Annotated in this window: 17 protein-coding genes and 3 pseudogenes; 13 read left to right on the top strand and 7 right to left on the bottom strand. The window is 68.1% G+C overall.

Features of this window, described 5'->3' with window-relative positions; all coding sequences use genetic code 11:
* Positions 1-248 precede the first annotated feature (248 nt).
* The 11 genes and pseudogenes from pstS (at position 249) to AB0L75_RS07315 (ending at position 8,738) form a co-directional block, all read left to right on the top strand.
* The gene (gene pstS / locus AB0L75_RS07265) at positions 249-1,382 is read left to right on the top strand and encodes a phosphate ABC transporter substrate-binding protein PstS (protein WP_365176547.1); all 1,134 of its coding nucleotides are present in this window, start codon (positions 249-251) and stop codon (positions 1,380-1,382) included.
* Positions 1,383-1,508: 126 nt separating this feature from the next.
* Positions 1,509-2,516, top strand: coding sequence for a phosphate ABC transporter permease subunit PstC (gene pstC, locus AB0L75_RS07270; protein WP_365176549.1), 1,008 nt, complete (start codon positions 1,509-1,511; stop codon positions 2,514-2,516).
* Complete coding sequence (gene pstA, locus AB0L75_RS07275) at positions 2,513-3,574, top strand: phosphate ABC transporter permease PstA (protein WP_365176551.1); 1,062 nt, start codon at positions 2,513-2,515, stop codon at positions 3,572-3,574. Before pstC ends, pstA begins: the two co-directional genes overlap by 4 nt.
* 40 nt (positions 3,575-3,614) lie before the next feature.
* On the top strand, positions 3,615-4,391 hold the full coding sequence (gene pstB / locus AB0L75_RS07280) for a phosphate ABC transporter ATP-binding protein PstB (RefSeq protein WP_365176553.1): 777 nt from the start codon (positions 3,615-3,617) through the stop codon (positions 4,389-4,391).
* 337 nt (positions 4,392-4,728) lie between these two features.
* Positions 4,729-5,271, top strand: a pseudogene (locus tag AB0L75_RS07285) (DUF5753 domain-containing protein); the annotation flags it as partial.
* Positions 5,272-5,280: 9 nt separating this feature from the next.
* Complete coding sequence (locus AB0L75_RS07290) at positions 5,281-5,466, top strand: DUF397 domain-containing protein (RefSeq protein ID WP_365176555.1); 186 nt, start codon at positions 5,281-5,283, stop codon at positions 5,464-5,466.
* A gap of 12 nt (positions 5,467-5,478) precedes the next feature.
* Positions 5,479-5,946 (top strand): annotated as a pseudogene (locus AB0L75_RS07295) (DUF6879 family protein).
* A gap of 295 nt (positions 5,947-6,241) precedes the next feature.
* Positions 6,242-6,826 (top strand): DUF6879 family protein, encoded by a 585-nt coding sequence (locus tag AB0L75_RS07300; protein ID WP_365176557.1) that lies wholly within the window; start codon positions 6,242-6,244, stop codon positions 6,824-6,826.
* Positions 6,823-7,646, top strand: a pseudogene (locus AB0L75_RS07305) (helix-turn-helix transcriptional regulator). The gene AB0L75_RS07300 and the pseudogene AB0L75_RS07305 overlap by 4 nt, the downstream one beginning before the upstream one ends.
* Before the next feature lie 142 nt (positions 7,647-7,788).
* Positions 7,789-8,190, top strand: coding sequence for a hypothetical protein (locus tag AB0L75_RS07310; protein ID WP_365176559.1), 402 nt, complete (start codon positions 7,789-7,791; stop codon positions 8,188-8,190).
* 119 nt (positions 8,191-8,309) lie between these two features.
* Positions 8,310-8,738, top strand: a complete 429-nt coding sequence (locus tag AB0L75_RS07315; RefSeq protein WP_365176561.1) for a hypothetical protein — start codon at positions 8,310-8,312, stop codon at positions 8,736-8,738.
* A 113-nt stretch (positions 8,739-8,851) separates the two neighbouring features.
* Here AB0L75_RS07315 and AB0L75_RS07320 read toward each other — a convergent pair whose 3' ends face one another.
* Both AB0L75_RS07320 and AB0L75_RS07325 read right to left on the bottom strand, forming a co-directional pair.
* A complete protein-coding gene (locus AB0L75_RS07320; protein WP_365176563.1) occupies positions 8,852-9,850 on the bottom strand; it encodes an inorganic phosphate transporter in 999 nt (332 codons plus the stop codon).
* A 7-nt stretch (positions 9,851-9,857) separates the two neighbouring features.
* Positions 9,858-10,478 carry a DUF47 family protein gene (locus AB0L75_RS07325; protein ID WP_031173265.1) on the bottom strand — a complete coding sequence of 207 codons (621 nt, stop codon included), beginning with the start codon at positions 10,476-10,478 and terminating at the stop codon, positions 9,858-9,860.
* A 206-nt stretch (positions 10,479-10,684) separates the two neighbouring features.
* On the opposite strand from AB0L75_RS07325, the gene AB0L75_RS07330 reads away from it, so the two are divergent.
* Positions 10,685-11,050 (top strand): metal-sensitive transcriptional regulator, encoded by a 366-nt coding sequence (locus AB0L75_RS07330; protein ID WP_365176565.1) that lies wholly within the window; start codon positions 10,685-10,687, stop codon positions 11,048-11,050.
* A 19-nt stretch (positions 11,051-11,069) separates the two neighbouring features.
* Here the strand turns inward: AB0L75_RS07330 and AB0L75_RS07335 are convergent, their stop codons facing one another.
* Positions 11,070-11,276 carry a hypothetical protein gene (locus AB0L75_RS07335; protein WP_365176567.1) on the bottom strand — a complete coding sequence of 69 codons (207 nt, stop codon included), beginning with the start codon at positions 11,274-11,276 and terminating at the stop codon, positions 11,070-11,072.
* Between the two features lie 104 nt (positions 11,277-11,380).
* A complete protein-coding gene (locus tag AB0L75_RS07340) occupies positions 11,381-12,253 on the bottom strand; it encodes a hypothetical protein (protein WP_365176569.1) in 873 nt (290 codons plus the stop codon).
* A gap of 153 nt (positions 12,254-12,406) precedes the next feature.
* Between AB0L75_RS07340 and AB0L75_RS07345 the strand changes: the two genes are divergently transcribed.
* The gene (locus tag AB0L75_RS07345; RefSeq protein WP_365176571.1) at positions 12,407-12,580 is read left to right on the top strand and encodes a hypothetical protein; all 174 of its coding nucleotides are present in this window, start codon (positions 12,407-12,409) and stop codon (positions 12,578-12,580) included.
* Here the strand turns inward: AB0L75_RS07345 and AB0L75_RS07350 are convergent.
* Genes AB0L75_RS07350 through AB0L75_RS07360 form a run of 3 tightly spaced genes read right to left on the bottom strand, consistent with a single transcriptional unit; the run spans position 12,562 to position 16,307 of the window.
* On the bottom strand, positions 12,562-12,969 hold the full coding sequence (locus AB0L75_RS07350) for an NUDIX hydrolase (RefSeq protein ID WP_365176572.1): 408 nt from the start codon (positions 12,967-12,969) through the stop codon (positions 12,562-12,564). The genes AB0L75_RS07345 and AB0L75_RS07350 overlap by 19 nt on opposite strands.
* A 19-nt stretch (positions 12,970-12,988) precedes the next feature.
* Positions 12,989-14,095, bottom strand: coding sequence for a CHAD domain-containing protein (locus AB0L75_RS07355; protein ID WP_365176574.1), 1,107 nt, complete (start codon positions 14,093-14,095; stop codon positions 12,989-12,991).
* On the bottom strand, positions 14,076-16,307 hold the full coding sequence (locus AB0L75_RS07360) for an RNA degradosome polyphosphate kinase (RefSeq protein WP_365176576.1): 2,232 nt from the start codon (positions 16,305-16,307) through the stop codon (positions 14,076-14,078). Before AB0L75_RS07360 ends, AB0L75_RS07355 begins: the two co-directional genes overlap by 20 nt.
* Positions 16,308-16,532: the final 225 nt, after the last annotated feature.

The raw sequence follows: 16,532 nt of genomic DNA on the forward strand, positions 1-16,532 counted from the left end.
TTAACCCTGCCGTCGGAACCTCCGTGTGCTCTCCCTGTAAGCATTCCGTGACCTAACCAGGCCGACGGCAGGGGTTCACCCGCCGTTCACTTCCGGCCATCGGCGGCTTCACCTGTTCTGCCTAATTTCGGCCGTGCACGGTGCGGAGCGCGGCCATTCATGCGCTCGGCTCGGCCGTATGAGCGCTCACAACCCTCGATACTTCGCACGCCGCCCCTCGCGGCGGCTCCTGGAAGGAACTCCCGAAAGTGAAGCTTCAGCGCAAGAACCGGCTGCGCGCCATCTCCCTCGGTGCGATCGCCGTCTCCGGCGCCCTGGCCCTGACGGCGTGCGGCTCCGACGACAACGGTGGCGGTTCCAAGGCGTCGGGCAACCCGTCCGGTGCCACCAACGCCTCCTCGATCAAGTGCGACGGCGCCAAGGGGCAGCTGCTGTCGGACGGCTCTTCCGCGCAGAAGAACGCGATCGACGCCTGGGTGAAGAACTTCTCCCAGGCCTGCAGCGTGCAGATCAACTACAAGGCCGGTGGTTCCGGCGCCGGCGTGACCTCCTTCACGCAGGGCCAGATCCCGTGGGCCGGTTCCGACTCCGCGCTGAAGCCCGACGCGGTCGCCGCCTCCAAGAAGGTCTGCTCCGGCGGCCAGGGCATCGACCTCCCGATGGTCGGCGGCCCGATCGCCCTCGGTTACAACCTGAACGGCGTGGACAACCTGGTCCTGGACGCCCCCACCGTTGCCAAGATCTTCGACGGCAAGATCAAGAACTGGAACGACCCGGCGATCGCGAAGCTGAACCCGAAGGCGAAGCTTCCCGACCTGAAGATCCAGGCCTTCCACCGCTCGGACGACTCCGGCACCACGGACAACTTCACCAAGTACCTGAAGGCCGCCACCCCGGAGAACTGGAAGTACACGGGCGGCAAGACCTGGCAGGCGCAGGGTGGCCAGTCCGCCGCCCAGTCCTCCGGTGTGGCCCAGCAGGTCAAGCAGACCAACGGCGCCATCGGCTACTTCGAGCTGTCCTACGTCGGTGACGGCGTCAAGGCCGCGAGCATCAGCACCGGTGCCGCCCAGCCGGTCGCCCCCAGCACCGACAGCGCCACCAAGGCCATCGCGGACGCCAAGGTCGTCGGCGTCGGCAAGGACCTGTCCCTCCAGCTGAACTACAACACCAAGGCTGACGGCGCCTACCCGATCACCCTGGTGACCTACGAGATCGTCTGCGACAAGGGCAACAAGGCCGACACCCTGCCCACCGTCAAGTCCTTCCTCAACTACATCGCCTCCGAGGACGGCCAGAAGATCCTGAGCGGCATCAGCTACGCGCCGATGCCCGACGAGATCATCAGCAAGGTCCGCACCACCATCGCGGGCCTCAGCTGACCTGATCCGAGAGTGCGGCCCGGTTCCCACGGCCTTTCCGCGGGCCGGGCCGCACCGTCCGGTGCACCGCCGCCAAGAGCTGCCCGCCCCACCGGGTGAGCGGCTCAGCAGACCGGAGAATCCCTGATGGACATATCGACTAAAACAACTGACGCATCTCCCCCCACCCCCCAGCCGGCCGCCGCCGGGAAGCAGGGTGCCGCGCGCACCAAGACCCGCCCCGGCGACCGCATATTCCTGGGCCTCTCCCGAGGCTCGGGCATCCTGCTGCTGGTGATCATGGCCGCGATCGCGGTCTTCCTCACCTACCGCGCGTCCATCGCGATCGGCAAGGACCACGGGAACTTCCTGACCACCTTCGAGTGGAACACCAACGTCATCCCGCCGTCCTTCGGCATCGCCGTCCTGGCCTTCGGCACGGTGGTCTCCTCGGTCATCGCCATGGCCCTGGCCGTGCCGATCGCGGTCGCCATCGCGCTGTTCCTCACCCACTACGCCCCGCGCAGGCTGAGCGGTCCCGTCGCGTATGTGATCGACCTGCTCGCCGCCGTGCCGTCCATCGTCTACGGCCTCTGGGGCGCGCTGATCCTCGTACCGCACATGAACGGCCTGTTCGGCTGGCTGAACGACTACTTCGGCTGGACCGGCATCTTCTCCTGGGACGGCGGCGCCCCCCGCTCGATGCTGACCGTCGGCATCCTGCTCGCGATCATGATCCTGCCGATCATCACCAACGTGAGCCGTGAGGTCTTCCGCCAGGTCCCGCAGATGCACGAGGAGGCCGCTCTCGCCCTCGGCGCCACGCGCTGGGAGGTGATCCGCATGGCCGTACTGCCCTTCGGCCGCTCCGGCGTGATCTCCGCCTCCATGCTCGGCCTCGGCCGCGCCCTCGGCGAGACGATGGCCGTCGCCACCGTGCTCTCCCCGGACTTCGTCATCCACGCCAGCCTGCTCAACCCGGGTGGCGGCACCTTCGCCCAGAACATCGCCAGCAAGTTCGGCGAGGCGACGCAGGACGGCCGTGACGCGCTCATCGCCTCCGGTCTGATCCTGTTCGTCATCACCCTGCTGGTCAACGGCGCGGCCCGCGCGATCATCGCCCGCCGCAAGGAGTACTCGGGGGCCAACGCATGAGCACCGCAGCCGTCACCGAAAAGCGTCCCAGCACGCTGCGCAGCGCCAGCCTGCCGAAGTGGTCGCCGTGGGCGATCGCCGCCGGCTCCGTCGTGGTCGCCGTGGGTATCGGCCTGGGCGCCGGCCTCAGCAGCAAGGTCGAGTGGGGCCTGATCGCCGCACTGCTCTTCATCTTCGGCACCTTCGCCGTCGCGGCGCGGGTGGAGGGCAAGCGGCAGGCCAAGGACCGCGTCGCCACCGCCCTGGTCTGGGTGGCCTTCCTGATCGCGCTCATCCCGCTGGTCTCCCTGATCTGGACCACCGTCAAGCGCGGTGTGAAGGTCCTCGACCCCTACTTCCTCACCCACTCCATGGGCATCGTCGCCGACTCCGAGCCGGGCGGCGGCATCTACCACGCCATCATCGGCAGCCTGGAGCAGGTCGGCCTCGCCACCCTGATCGGCGCGCCGATCGGCGTGCTCACGGCGGTCTACCTGGTGGAGTACGGGCGCGGCAAGCTCGCCCGCGCGGTCACCTTCTTCGTCGACGTGATGACCGGTATCCCCTCCATCGTCGCGGGTCTGTTCATCCTCAGCCTCATGCTGATGTCCGACATGCAGCCCTTCGGCTTCGCCGGCTCGCTGGCCCTGGCCATCCTGATGATGCCGGTCGTGGTCCGCTCCACGGAGGAGATGCTCAAGCTCGTCCCGAACGAGCTGCGTGAGGCGTCCCTGGCGCTCGGCGTGCCCAAGTGGCGCACCATCCTGAAGGTGGTCCTGCCGACCTCCATCGGCGGCATCACCACGGGCATCATGCTGGCGATCGCCCGCATCGCGGGCGAGACGGCGCCGATCCTGCTGCTGGTGTGGGGCAACAGCTTCATCAACAACAACCCGTTCTCGGGTGCCCAGCAGGCGCTGCCGCTGTACATCTACCAGCAGTACGCGAACAGCTCGGGCTCCACGGCGGCCTACGACCGTGCCTGGGCGGCGTCCCTCACGCTGATCGCCTTCGTGATGATCCTCAACCTGGTGGCTCGCGGCATCGCCCGCTGGAAGGCCCCGAAGACCGGTCGCTGACGCGGCCTACAGCGACCGACTGTTTGGAAGTGAAGTAGTAATGGCCAAGCGAATCGACGTAAGCGGTCTGACCGCCTACTACGGCTCCCACAAGGCGATCGAGGACATCTCGATGACCGTCGAGCCGCGTTCGGTGACGGCGTTCATCGGCCCCTCCGGCTGCGGCAAGTCGACGTTCCTGCGCACGCTGAACCGTATGCACGAGGTCACCCCCGGTGGCCGCGTCGAGGGCAAGGTGCTGCTGGACGACGAGGACCTGTACGGCACGGGCGTCGACCCGGTGTCCGTCCGCCGCGAGGTGGGCATGGTGTTCCAGCGCCCGAACCCGTTCCCCACGATGTCGATCTTCGACAACGTGGCGGCGGGTCTGCGCCTGAACGGCAAGTTCAAGAAGAGCGAGCTGAACGACATCGTCGAGAAGTCGCTCAAGGGCGCGAACCTCTGGAACGAGGTCAAGGACCGCCTGAACAAGCCGGGCTCCGGCCTCTCCGGCGGCCAGCAGCAGCGCCTCTGCATCGCACGGGCGATAGCGGTGGAGCCCAAGGTCCTCCTGATGGACGAGCCCTGCTCCGCCCTGGACCCGATCTCCACGCTCGCCATCGAGGACCTGATCGGCGAGCTGAAGGAGCGCTTCACGATCGTCATCGTGACGCACAACATGCAGCAGGCCGCGCGTGTCTCGGACCGTACGGCGTTCTTCAACCTGGCGGCGGTCGGCCAGCCGGGGCGCCTGATCGAGATCGACGACACCGAGCGCATCTTCTCCAACCCGTCCGTCCAGGCGACGGAGGACTACATCTCCGGCCGCTTCGGCTAAGCCGACGCCGGTCGGTGTCATAGACCCCTCGCGGTGCTGCATGGCGGTGCCACCGCGAGGACGCAAGAGGGCCCGCCCCTGGCTCCCGGGGGCGGGCCCATTGCATTCGGCTTCAGCAGCGGTTCCGGGGGCTCGGTCGGCAGTGAGCCGCTGTCAGGCAATGGCCGTCCGCGCTCCTCCGACCCGCTGCCCGCCCACCTCGAACCACAGCAGCTTCCCGGCTCCTCGGTCCAGCGGGTTGTCCCCGAGGGCCAGGCCGCCCCACGAGTCGGCGTATTCCTGTACGAGGTGCAGCCCGCGCCCCTCCTCGACGTCAACCGGGGCAGGCGGAACCCGGTTGGAGCACCACGCCTCCGCGCTGCGTGTGGCACTTCTGATCCACATCCCGGCGCTGTTGCAGACAACCGACCACGCCCGTGCTCTCTTCCGGTCGGTTGTGCCGCCGATGCGCCAGTACGAGATCGAGTACTGCCTCACGCACCGCATCAAGCGCCAAGGCGTCCTGCACCGGGCTGATCCGCCTCCGTACACGGCGATCATTCACGAGACGGCACTCCGCATGGGCTTCGGCGGTCCTGCCGTCGCCCATGGCCAGCTCAAGCACCTTCTCGACATGAGCGAGCTGCCCCATGTCACGGTCCGGGTGGTCCCGTTCGGGACGGATCACTTCCCGACGACGGGCCAGTCCTTCGACTACGTAGAGGGGCTTGTTCCCCAGCTCGACACCGTTCAGTTGGACTCACATCACGGTGCCTGTGAGTTCCTCGACGCCGAAGCCCAGTTGGGCAAGTACCGGGCGGTGGTGGACCGTATGGAGTCCTGCGCGCTCACGCCAGCCAAAACACGCGATTTCATTCACCAACGTATCCAGGACTTGTGAGGGCCCACCATGCACATACTCCACTGGCAGAAGTCCACCTACAGCGGCGACGGCTCGAACTGCGTCGAAATAGCCCCCACCCCCACCACGATCCACATCCGAGACTCCAAGACCCCCAATGCCCCCCACCTCACCATCACACCCTCCACCTGGACGGATTTCCTCCGGTACGGGTGCAGTTCTTCCTGGAGGTGAACAGCGTTGGCGATGCCGACGCTTGAGGAGCGGCTCAGGGGCTGCACCCGTGCCGCCGTGCACCTGGAGATGCGCGACGGGTACATGCGATCCGATCCACGGTTCGCAGCTTGGCGGCAGGGCGTCAGGAACGACCCGGCCGAGAGCGACCCGGAGAGCCGTCCGTGGTTGCGGCTGATCGCCGACCTGGTCGGCCAGGGGGTCGAGGTGCGCCGTGCGCGGATCGTGTCGGAGCCGGTGTCGGACTAAATCAGGTTTGAGCATCACCTGACGGGCGCCTCCGCACTCGCCCTGCCGGGCAACGACCTCTGGCTGTTCGACGACAGCTCGGTGGTCTTCCACCACTTCGCCGGTGATGGTGAACTTGCGCCGGATGACGAAGAGTTCACTGACGACCCGACGGTTGTGAAACTGTGCGCGAGTGCGTTCGACACCGTCTGGTCCTTGGCAGTGCCGCACGCGGACTACCAGCCCACCTGATCCACAATCCCCGGCGTGCCTCATCCAGTGTCAAGCAAGCATGGCAGGCCCTCGGCCGGCGTCTGCGCGAGATCCGCAGGGACATCGGCCTCATGGTGCGGCAGCAGCGCGGAAGCCGCCAACTGCGCCGAAACAGCCGCTACCCCCACCGCGATCCACATCCTGCAGAAGCCGGAGGCTCGTCCGCCGTGTGTTGACGGTTTCCAGAAACGGAAACCAGGGACTCTTGCCGAACGCGCGGCACGGTCGGGACGATCAGTGGTGACGACCAGTCCACATGTGGGAGGAGCCTGCGATGGTAAAGCTGGCGCGACTGGTAGGTGAGTGCGACGAGGGAGAGTGCCCGACGCTGTACGCCACCGACCGGGGGACCTTAGCAGAGTGGTTCACGGCGTTCGAGCGCGAAGCGTTCCGGCTGGAGACTTTGGACGACTACAGCCAGTCGGGGGGAGTCGACGCCTATCAGGAGTTTCTGGCAGGGCGGGAGCAGCCGGAGTCGTACAAGGCAGCCGCATGGCTGACGACAGTGGGGGACGCCACCAAGGCCGGGAAGCGTGTGTATCGCGTGCACGTTCTGTCCCGCCCGCTCACGGACTATCTCCGATTCGAGCTGTCCTGGGGATATCGGCGCAACATGACCGCCGGTGAGGAGTTTTTCATCCTCGACACCACCGAGCAGGCGAACCCGATCCCTGACGCGCCTGACTTCTGGATGTTCGACGGCACGGATACTGCGGTGATGGCGTACGACCCTGCCGGGAAGTACCTCGGGAGCCACTTCGCGGAGGAAGGCCGGCTGGCCGAGTTCCGGACCTACCGGGACACCGCGCTCTCGCAGGCCGTACCGTTCACGGAATGGTGGGCACGGCACGGGGAGTGAACAAGGCTGAGCTGAGGTCCGCGCTTCGGGCGCTACGGCAGGCATCCGGAAAGGAAGCCAAGACCGTCGCCCGGGGCGCGGCCATGTCCAGTTCGAAGCTGTCCAAAATCGAGAACGGCAGCGTCATGCCGAGCGTCGTGGATGTGGAACAGATTCTGACTGCCGTAGGGGTCTCCGAAGACGTAAAGGCTGAGTACATGTCGGTCGCTCGGGCTGCGGCGACCGAGGCAACGGCCTGGCGCCTGTACCGACGGCTCGGATACCACCGAAAGCAGCAGCAGATCCAGGCGATCGAGTCCCGTACGACTCTGCTGCGGCTCTTTCAACCCGCGCTTGTACCCGTCTCGCAAGCCGGGCACCTACTGCTCGGGCAAGTTGGTCCGCGGTGAGGTTCTTGCGCCCGAGGACAGCCTGGACGTATTCCGGCGTCTGTAGCAGCATCCTGTACGAGCCGGGGAGGCAGCTTCGCTTCATTGTCACAGAGTCCGTACTGCGTTGGAGAATCGTCCCACCACTTGTGATGGCCGGGCAACTCGACAAGCTCATTTCCGTATCCCGGATTCCCGGAGTCGACTTCCGTGTTGTGCCGTTGTCAGTGCGGCAGACCGATTTCCCCAGTCACTCATTCTCGATCAAGGATGACCGCATGGTGACGGTGGAAACTGTTCACGCGGAGCTGGCAGTGACGGATCCGCAGGACGTCGCCCTTTACGTCGATAAATTCGAAGATTTTGCGGGTGTCGCTGTTTCCGGAGATGCCATGCGAGGCATGGTCGAGAAGATCCGAGATGAATTCTTGCTGGAACAGGAAACCGACTAGATCGGCATCCGTGGTCTGCCGAAGATAGGGCCATGGAGAGCGAAGAGAGTGACACCCTCCTCTCCTGCACGAGCTTCTCCCACCCCATGGGGCGGGCGGGTCAGCGCGTGCACATCAGATCAGGTGGAAGAGAGGACTTTCCATGACTGTGGCACCTGAAATGCCGATCGCCGTCGCCCTGCGGCACGGCCGGGACCTTGTGTCACCCGAACTGTTCGAGCGGCTGGCGGACTTCTGCGCCGAGGAGTACGGGCACGAGCGGTCCACGGCCGAGCGAATCATGAGCGAGGCCCTGGCCTTCCTGGACGGCATGGGTCAGACCGGCGAGGGCATGTCGCCGTCCACGGTGGTGGACCCCGGGTGGCACACCTTCATGCTCCACACGGAGGAGTACGCCGAGTTCTGCAGGAAACGGTACGGCCGGTTCATCCACCACGCCCCCAAGTCCCCGATACCGGGACAAGGCCACGATGGCGGACGTCGTGGCCAAGATTCGCGCCCACGGCTTCGAGGTCGACGAGTCCCTGTGGGGCACCAAGGCTGAGTGCAATGAATCGGCTTGCTGCGGCGACGGCCCCTGTTGCTGATACGGGCCACTGTCAGTGCCAGCCAATAGAGTCCGGCCCTCACGGTCCGGACTCTAGGTGCAAACAGGGAGTTTTCGTGGCAACTGCCGAAGGAACCAAGGGCCGGGGACGGGTCACGGTCTTCTCCTTGTTCGGGCCCGTCTTCGGCTACGCGACCACTCTCGTGGATGACCAGCAGCTTGCCTACGTGGGGCCGCTGACGCCCGGTATCGGGTGGCGCCTGCTCTGGGAGATGGCGGAGAGGTGCCATAACGACGGGGTGACGGAAACCAGAAAGGCCGAGTGGATCGTCTCGCAGGCATCCCGGGCGTACATCTGCGGCAGCGGCGTGGTCGTGAAGCTCTCCGACGCCGATTGGGTGATGGAGCCTGGCGGCTGGCTCGTGGAGCTTGACGGCTCCTGGTGCAACCAGGACGTGTTGGTCACCGGCAACCTCACGGTGCCGGGGCTCGCAACCGAGCAGATCGCGCCGAAGAGCACGTACTACCCGCAGTACGCGGACTGACGCCCCGCCCGATCCGCCGGGCTCACCCCGGCTCGGCCGGTAAACAACCCACCCGCCCCTGCCTCGCTTTTCAGCGGGCCGAGACGGGTGGGTGGGTGGGAGAAGAAGGACGGTCAGAGCACCGTCAGCTTGACCACGCCGAAGGCCAGCGCAGCGACCAGCGCTGCCGCCGGCATCGTGATGAACCAGCCCAGGACGATGTTCTTGGCCACGCCCCAGCGGACGGCGTTGACGCGCTTGGTCGCGCCCACGCCCATGATCGCCGAGGTGATGACATGGGTCGTGGAGATCGGCGCCTTGAAGAGGTACGCCGTGCCGAACATGATCGAGGCGCCGGTGGCCTCGGCCGCGAAGCCCTGCGGCGGATCCAGTTCGATGATCTTGCGGCCGAGTGTGCGCATGATGCGCCAGCCGCCCGCGTAGGTGCCGAGGGAGAGCATCAGAGCGGAGACGATCTTCACCCACACCGGGATCGGGTCGCCGAACGTCTCATGGCCGGAAATCACCAGTGCCATCACCACGACGCCCATGGTCTTCTGGGCGTCCTGGAGACCGTGGCCCAGGGCCATGCCGGCCGCCGAGACCGTCTGTGCGATACGGAAGCCCCGCTTGGCCTTGTGCGGGTTGGCGCGGCGGAACATCCACATGATCGCCAGCATGACCAGGTAGCCGACCACCAGGCCGACCAGCGGCGACAGGAACATCGGGATGATGATCTTGTCGATGACGCCGTTCCAGTGAACCGCCGTACTGCCCGCCAGCGCCGCGCCCACCAGGCCGCCGAACAGGGCGTGGGAGGAGGAGGACGGCAGGCCGAAGTACCAGGTGATCAGGTTCCAGGTGATGGCGCCGACCAGGGCGGCGAAGAGGATGCCCATCCCGTGCGAGCCCGCGGGCGTCTCGATCAGACCCTCGCTGACCGTCTTGGCGACGCCCGAGCCGAGGAAGGCACCGGCGAGGTTCATCACCGCCGCCATGGCGAGAGCCGCCCGCGGGGTCAGCGCCCGCGTCGACACCGACGTCGCGATCGCGTTCGCCGAGTCGTGGAAGCCGTTCGTGTAGGTGAAGAAGAGCGCGACCGCGATGGTCGCGACCAGGGCGAAGGTGTCCATCGACGCCTCAGGACTCCTTGACGGCGATGGTCTCCACCGTGTTCGCCACGTGCTCGAACGCGTCCGCCGCCTCTTCCAGGACGTCCACGATCTGCTTCAGCTTGAGCACCTCGATGGCGTCGTACTTGCCGTTGAAGAGGTGGGCCAGCAGCTTGCGGTGGATCTGGTCCGCCTGGTTCTCCAGGCGGTTCACCTCGATCCAGTACTCGGTCAGGTTGTCCATGGTGCGGAGGTTCGGCATCGCCTCCGCCGTCAGCTCGGCGGCCCGGGCCAGGACCTCGATCTGCTGCTCGACGCCCTTCGGCAGTTCCTCGACGTTGTAGAGGACGACCAGGTCGACGGCCTCCTCCATGAAGTCCATGATGTCGTCGAGGGATCCGGCGAGGGCGTAGATGTCCTCGCGGTCGAACGGCGTGATGAACGAGGAGTTCAGCTGGTGGAAGATCGCGTGTGTGGCGTCGTCACCCGCGTGCTCCGCGGCCCGCATACGCTCTGCGATCTCGGCTCGGGCAGGTGCGTCCGCCCCGAGCAGTTCCATCAGGAGTTTCGAGCCGGTGACGATGTTGTCCGCGGATGCGGCGAACATGTCGTAGAAGCTCGTCTCCCTGGGGGTCAGACGAAAGCGCACGTGGGGTCCTCGGGGTGCTTCGGTTTCGGTCAGGCTGATGCTAGGCGCATCATCCGGCCACGGCTAATGGGCCGCATCCCAGTGTCGCCCATCGGGCAGATTGATCAGCACGGGGGCGCACCAAGGGCTCCTTACCCCGCAAAGTTCGTTACCATATACCCAGTAGGGGTATGTATCCGCAGCTCGTCCCGAGATGGAGGCCCGCGATGACGACGACCGAGGCCGGCGCCACGGCGTCCTCCGAGACCGTGAGTGAGTCCGTGAGCGAGTCCGCGCAGACCGCGCATGCCACGCACGGCTATCACAAGCAGAAGGACGAGCACCTCAAGCGGCTGCGCCGGATCGAGGGGCAGATCCGCGGGCTGCAGCGGATGGTCGACGAGGACACGTACTGCATCGACATACTCACCCAGGTCTCGGCGTCCACCAAGGCGCTGCAGTCCTTCGCGCTGCAGCTGCTGGAGGAGCATCTGCGGCACTGCGTGGCCGACGCGGCGCTCAAGGGCGGCGACGAGATCGACACGAAGGTGGACGAGGCGACGAAGGCGATCGGCCGTCTCCTGAGGTCCTAGGCTCCCGCGCTCCTGCGGTCTAGGCTCCCGCGCTCCTGCGGCCTACGCTTCCGCGCTCCCAGTCGTCGCGTTCCTCGGACACCCGCAGCACCTCGTCGATGCTCTCCAGGCTGAGCCGGTCCTCCGCCGCGGAGGCCGCGATGATCAGCTCTCCGCACAGCTCGATCTCGGCGAGGGCCACGTGGTCCTGCACCGCCGTACCGCCGACCGGAGCCACTCGCCTCACCTCTTCTCCACTGTCACCGACTTCCTAGAGTAGGCAGCCCTCTACACACCGCGCATGGCACGGACGGGCTACTTACGGGGTGACGCCCCGGACTAGTGCTCGCCCTAGTCCCCGTCCGGGTGATCCTCCGGATGATCACCCTCGGCGATACGGCCCGCGTAGATGTCCGCCGGGCGCGGCAGCCGTACGTCGACGGGGGCGCCGAAGGCGTACAGCAGTGTCGTCGAGGCGACCGCCACGGGCGTCTTCTGGAGGCCGTTGACGAAGCTGAAGCGCTGTCTGAGCTTGACGATGCGGCCCTGGTCGTCGAGGTAGGCGTCGAACGGCACTTCGGACGTGGCGAACCCTTTCGCCGCCGCGGCCAGCGCCTGCCTGTTCTCGGCGGAGGCATGGCGCGCCGCGCTGCTCAGGTCCGCCGTGCCCCGGTAGTGCCGCACCGCGGTCCCGCCGACCTCGGTCCTGCCCAGGTACGTGGCCGTCCGCGTCCCGCGCAGCACCTCGGCCGCCGCGTACGGATCGGTCGCGCCGCCGGTGACCAGGTTGCCGTCGGACAGCGTGGCCGTGTCCACCCGCACCCACTTGTCGGCGGGCACGCCCGCGCCCCGGTTCTTCATGAACAGGGCGCCGGGAGCGAGGAGTTCGGTGATCGGCTGGTGCTCGGCGGTGCCCGCCGGGTCCTCGGGCAGGACGACCGTGAGCCGGCCGAGCCGGTGCCCGAAGTCGTACACGCCCTGGCCGCGGATGGTGACCCGGGTGCCGCCCGTGGCCATCTCCATGGAGGTGGTCGCCTTGGAAGTGCCCGCGCCGCCCAGCGTGTCGGCGGCCCGGTGCAGGATGGCGACCGGATCGCCGCCGCCCTTGACGTCCTCGGCGGCGGCCCCGGTGTCGTAACAGCCCGTGGTCCCCGCCCCGAGGCCGAGCATGATGCCGATCGCGACGACCGTCCTGCCCACGTTCCTGTGCTGCCGCCGATCCATCGCCTGCCTACCCCCAGCCGGTACGTCCGTCACGGGCCCCCTGTCGTCCGGTTAACGACGGGTAGGGGGCGCCGTCACGCGCCGCCGGGGCCGGGGAAAGCCGTACGAGACCTTTGAGCGCGGCGTGGGTGCGGTGTGGGTAACGTTGTCGGCGTGGCGCAGCAGGACGGACCGGAGCGAGTCCGGCAGGGGCAGGACCACCTCACCTCGACGACCGAACAGGGCCGCTTCTGCGTGGCCCGCTGCACCTGTGGCTGGCGTGGCCCCGCCCGCCGCGCCCGCAGCCAGGCCCGCGCGGACGCGGAGGGTCACGCGGCGGAGCTGTGAAGCGCGTCCACGAGGTCCCGGTCACGGGGCTGGGTGAGGCGGCTGCGGGCGGCGGCGGGGGAGAGCCAGAGGATCCGGTCCACCTCGTCGTTCGGCGTGAAGTGGCCGGAAATCGCCTCCGCCGCCCAGTAGCGCACCTGCTTCGGGCGGCCGCCCGCGAGATAGTGCATGGTCGGCAGTTCCGCGCCGGGCTCGGCCGTGTACCCGGTCTCCTCCGTGACCTCCCGAAGGGCGCCGGCGAGCGCGTCCTCGCCGCGCTTGAGCTTGCCCTTCGGATGCGACCAGTCGTCGTACTTCGGCCGATGGACCAGGCATATCTCCAGGTCGCCGGCGATGGGCGAGCGGCGCCACAGGACACAGCCGGCCGCTCGCACCAGGATGTCGCTCACATCGCCTCCTCGGGGGAACTCAGGACGCGCTGACGGTCTGCTTCTGCCAGGCCTGCTGGAAGACGAACCTGGACGCCTCCACCTCGTGCCGCTGGTCCGCGTGGAGCACACCGAGCGCGTACGCCGTCGCCGGGGCGATCCGGGGCGTACGGGCGGCCTGGGCCGCCGCCGCTGCCGCCTCCGAGGCGTCCCGGTGCCGGTTCAGCGCCTGGCCCGCCGCCAACAGGCGTACGTCCACCGGGGAGTTGCCCGCGTGCAGCACCTCCCGGGCGTACCGGTGCAGGCGCAGCAGCAGCCGGACCTGGTGCCAGGGGCCGTCCTGGGGGTGCGGGGACGGGTCCGGGGACAGGCCGTGGACCAGGGCCTCCGCGTTGTACGGGAGGCCCGCGGTGACCAGGGGAAGGCCGGTGATCGCGGCTGTCAGCCGTTCCTCCGCAGCGGCTGCCAGGGGGCGCAGATCGGTGGTGGGGGCGGTGAGGGTGAGGGGGACTTCGCTGGCCAGTACGGCGACCTTGTCGGCGACGGCGTGGAAGCGGGACGAGCCGAGGGCCTGGAGCGCCGTGGAGTGGGCTCGGGTGCGGGCCAGCGTCAACTGGCGTTCCAGCAGGGCGCCTGCCTTCGCCGCGCCCACCGTGAGGTTGCCGCGTTCCGGGGTGGGGCTCGCGACCACGGCCGTGATCGAGGCGCCCGCGGCCACGTCGAGGGAAGTCGCCTGGCCCGGGAACGCGGTGGCCCCCGACAGCCGGTGCAGGGCGAGCAACAGCCGTTCCAGCCGGGCCTCGTAGGCGTGCTCCAGGCCCAATGTGCCGGAGAGCCACGCCAGTTCGGGGCGCATCTCCTCGGACCAGTCGGGGTCGAGGAGGGGGCGGAAGGTGTGCAGGCTGCCGCTGACGCGGCGGGCCGAGCGGCGCAGGGCCTGCGCCGCGTCGACGGACTCCTGCGCGCCGTTCTCCCTCGCGCTCGACCGGTCGCGCGCGGCCGCGCCCCCGCCCGCACCGCCGGTCTCACGGTGCAGGCGCAGGGCGCGGAGGAACTCCGTGGCCTGGGTGCGCAGATACGCCGCGAGGGCGTCCCCGGTCACCACCTCGGCCGTGGGGTCCGTCGGGTCAAGGTGTTGCTGTGCCACGCCGGCGCCTCCGGGCGTCTATGAGCATCTCCTGGACGTTGCGCAGGGGCTGTCCGTCCCCGTCGGTCGCGTGCCGGATCCACTCGCCGTCGGGGCCGAGGTGCCAGGAGGAGGTGGAGTCGGACATGCCGGTGTCGAGCAGCCGGTTCAGGGCCGCCCGGTGGGCCGGGTCGACGACGCGGACCAGGGCCTCGATCCGGCGGTCGAGGTTGCGGTGCATCATGTCGGCGCTGCCGATCCACACCTCGGGTTCGCCGCCGTTGCCGAAGGCGAACACGCGGGAGTGTTCCAGGAAGCGGCCGAGGATCGAGCGGACCCGGATGTTCTCGGACAGGCCGGTGACACCGGGGCGCACCGCGCAGATGCCGCGCACCCACACGTCCACCGGCACGCCCGCCTGGGAGGCGCGGTAGAGGGCGTCGATGACCGCCTCGTCGACCATCGAGTTGACCTTGATGCGGACGAAGGCCGGACGGCCCGAGCGGTGGTGCTCGACTTCCTTGTTGATCCGCGCGACCAGGCCGTCGCGCAGGGACTTGGGGGCCACCAGCAGGCGGCGGTAGGTCTCGCGGCGCGAGTAGCCGGACAGGCGGTTGAACAGGTCGGAGAGGTCGGCGCCGACCTGCGGGTCGGCCGTGAGCAGGCCGAGGTCCTCGTACAGGCGCGCCGTCTTCGGGTGGTAGTTGCCCGTGCCGACATGGCTGTAGCGGCGCAGGGTCTCGCCCTCCTGGCGGACCACCAGGGACAGCTTGCAGTGCGTCTTCAGGCCGACCAGGCCGTAGACGACGTGGCAGCCGGCCTCCTCCAGCTTCTTCGCCCACTTGATGTTGGCGTGCTCGTCGAAGCGGGCCTTGATCTCGACCAGGACCAGGACCTGCTTGCCGGCCTCGGCCGCGTCTATGAGCGCGTTGACTATCGGGGAGTCGCCGGAGGTGCGGTACAGGGTCTGCTTGATCGCGAGGACGTCCGGGTCCTCGGCGGCCTGCTCGATGAAGGCCTGCACGGAGGTGGAGAAGGAGTCGTACGGGTGGTGCAGGAGCACATCGCGCTGGCGCAGGGCGGCGAAGATGTCCGGCGCCGACGCCGACTCGACCTCGGCCAGGTCGCGGTGGGTGCCCGCGATGTACTTCGGGTACTTCAGCTCCGGCCGGTCCAGGCCGTGGACGCGGAACAGCCCGGTGAGGTCCAGCGGGCCGGGCAGCGGGTACACCTCGGCCTCAGAGATCTTCAGCTCGCGGACCAGCAGGTCGAGGACCTCGCGGTCGATGGACTCCTCCACCTCCAGGCGCACCGGCGGGCCGAAGCGGCGCCGCATGAGTTCCTTCTCCAGGGCCTGGAGCAGGTTCTCGGCGTCGTCCTCCTCGACCTCCAGGTCCTCGTTGCGGGTGAGGCGGAAGGTGTGGTGCTCCAGCACCTCCATGCCCGGGAACAGCTCTTCCAGGTGCGCGGCGATGATGTCCTCGATGGGGACGTAGCGGCCGGGGCTGCTCTCCAGGAAGCGGGACAGCAGCGGCGGCACCTTCACGCGCGCGAAGTGCTTGTGGTGGCTGACCGGGTTGCGTACGACGACGGCCAGGTTCAGGGAGAGGCCGGAGATGTACGGGAAGGGGTGCGCGGGGTCGACGGCCAGCGGGGTGAGGACCGGGAAGATCTGGTGCCGGAACAGGGTGAACAGGCGGGCCTGCTCCTTGTCGGTCAGCTCGTTCCAGCGGACCAGGTGGATGCCCTCCTCCGCGAGTGCGGGGGCGACGTCCTCGTGGTAGCAGGCGGCATGCCGGGCCATCAGCTCGCGCGAGCGGGCCCAGATCATCTCCAGCACCTCGCGCGGCTGCAGCCCGGAGGCGGAGCGCGTCGCCACACCGGTGGCGATACGGCGCTTCAGGCCGGCGACGCGGACCATGAAGTACTCGTCCAGGTTGCTGGCGAAGATCGCGAGGAAGTTCGCGCGCTCCAGCAGGGGCGTGTTCGGGTCCTCGGCCAGCTCAAGGACGCGCTCGTTGAAGGCGAGCCAGCTGCGCTCACGGTCGAGGAAACGACCCTGGGGCAGGGGCGTACCGTCACCCTGCGCGTCCTCGTAGGCGTCGAGGTCCGCGTCGATGTCGGGTTCCAGGTCGGAGACGGTGGCGGCCACCGTGTGCGGGCGGTGTGCGGCGATGGAGCCCACAGGAGGCTGCGCGTGCTGGACAGGTGCCGGGGCGTCTTGCTGACTCATGACCCCATTCTTCCGCGCCACGGGTGTCACGGGCGCGTCGGAACGTGCGGGCGGGAGCGTCACGGCCCCCTTCAGCGCGGGCCCCTCGGGGGGCGGCGAAGGCTCTGGCACGGCGGGCTTCATTGGCCGAGCGTCGCAAGCTTGGCTGAATCAATGGTTACGGAGACATGACGTGCGGGATAGCGCGGGGCGGCTCCCGGGCATCGGCGTCGCGAAAGACCACGA

The organism is Streptomyces sp. NPDC052101, assembly GCF_040680235.1.
GTDB lineage: Bacteria > Actinomycetota > Actinomycetes > Streptomycetales > Streptomycetaceae > Streptomyces.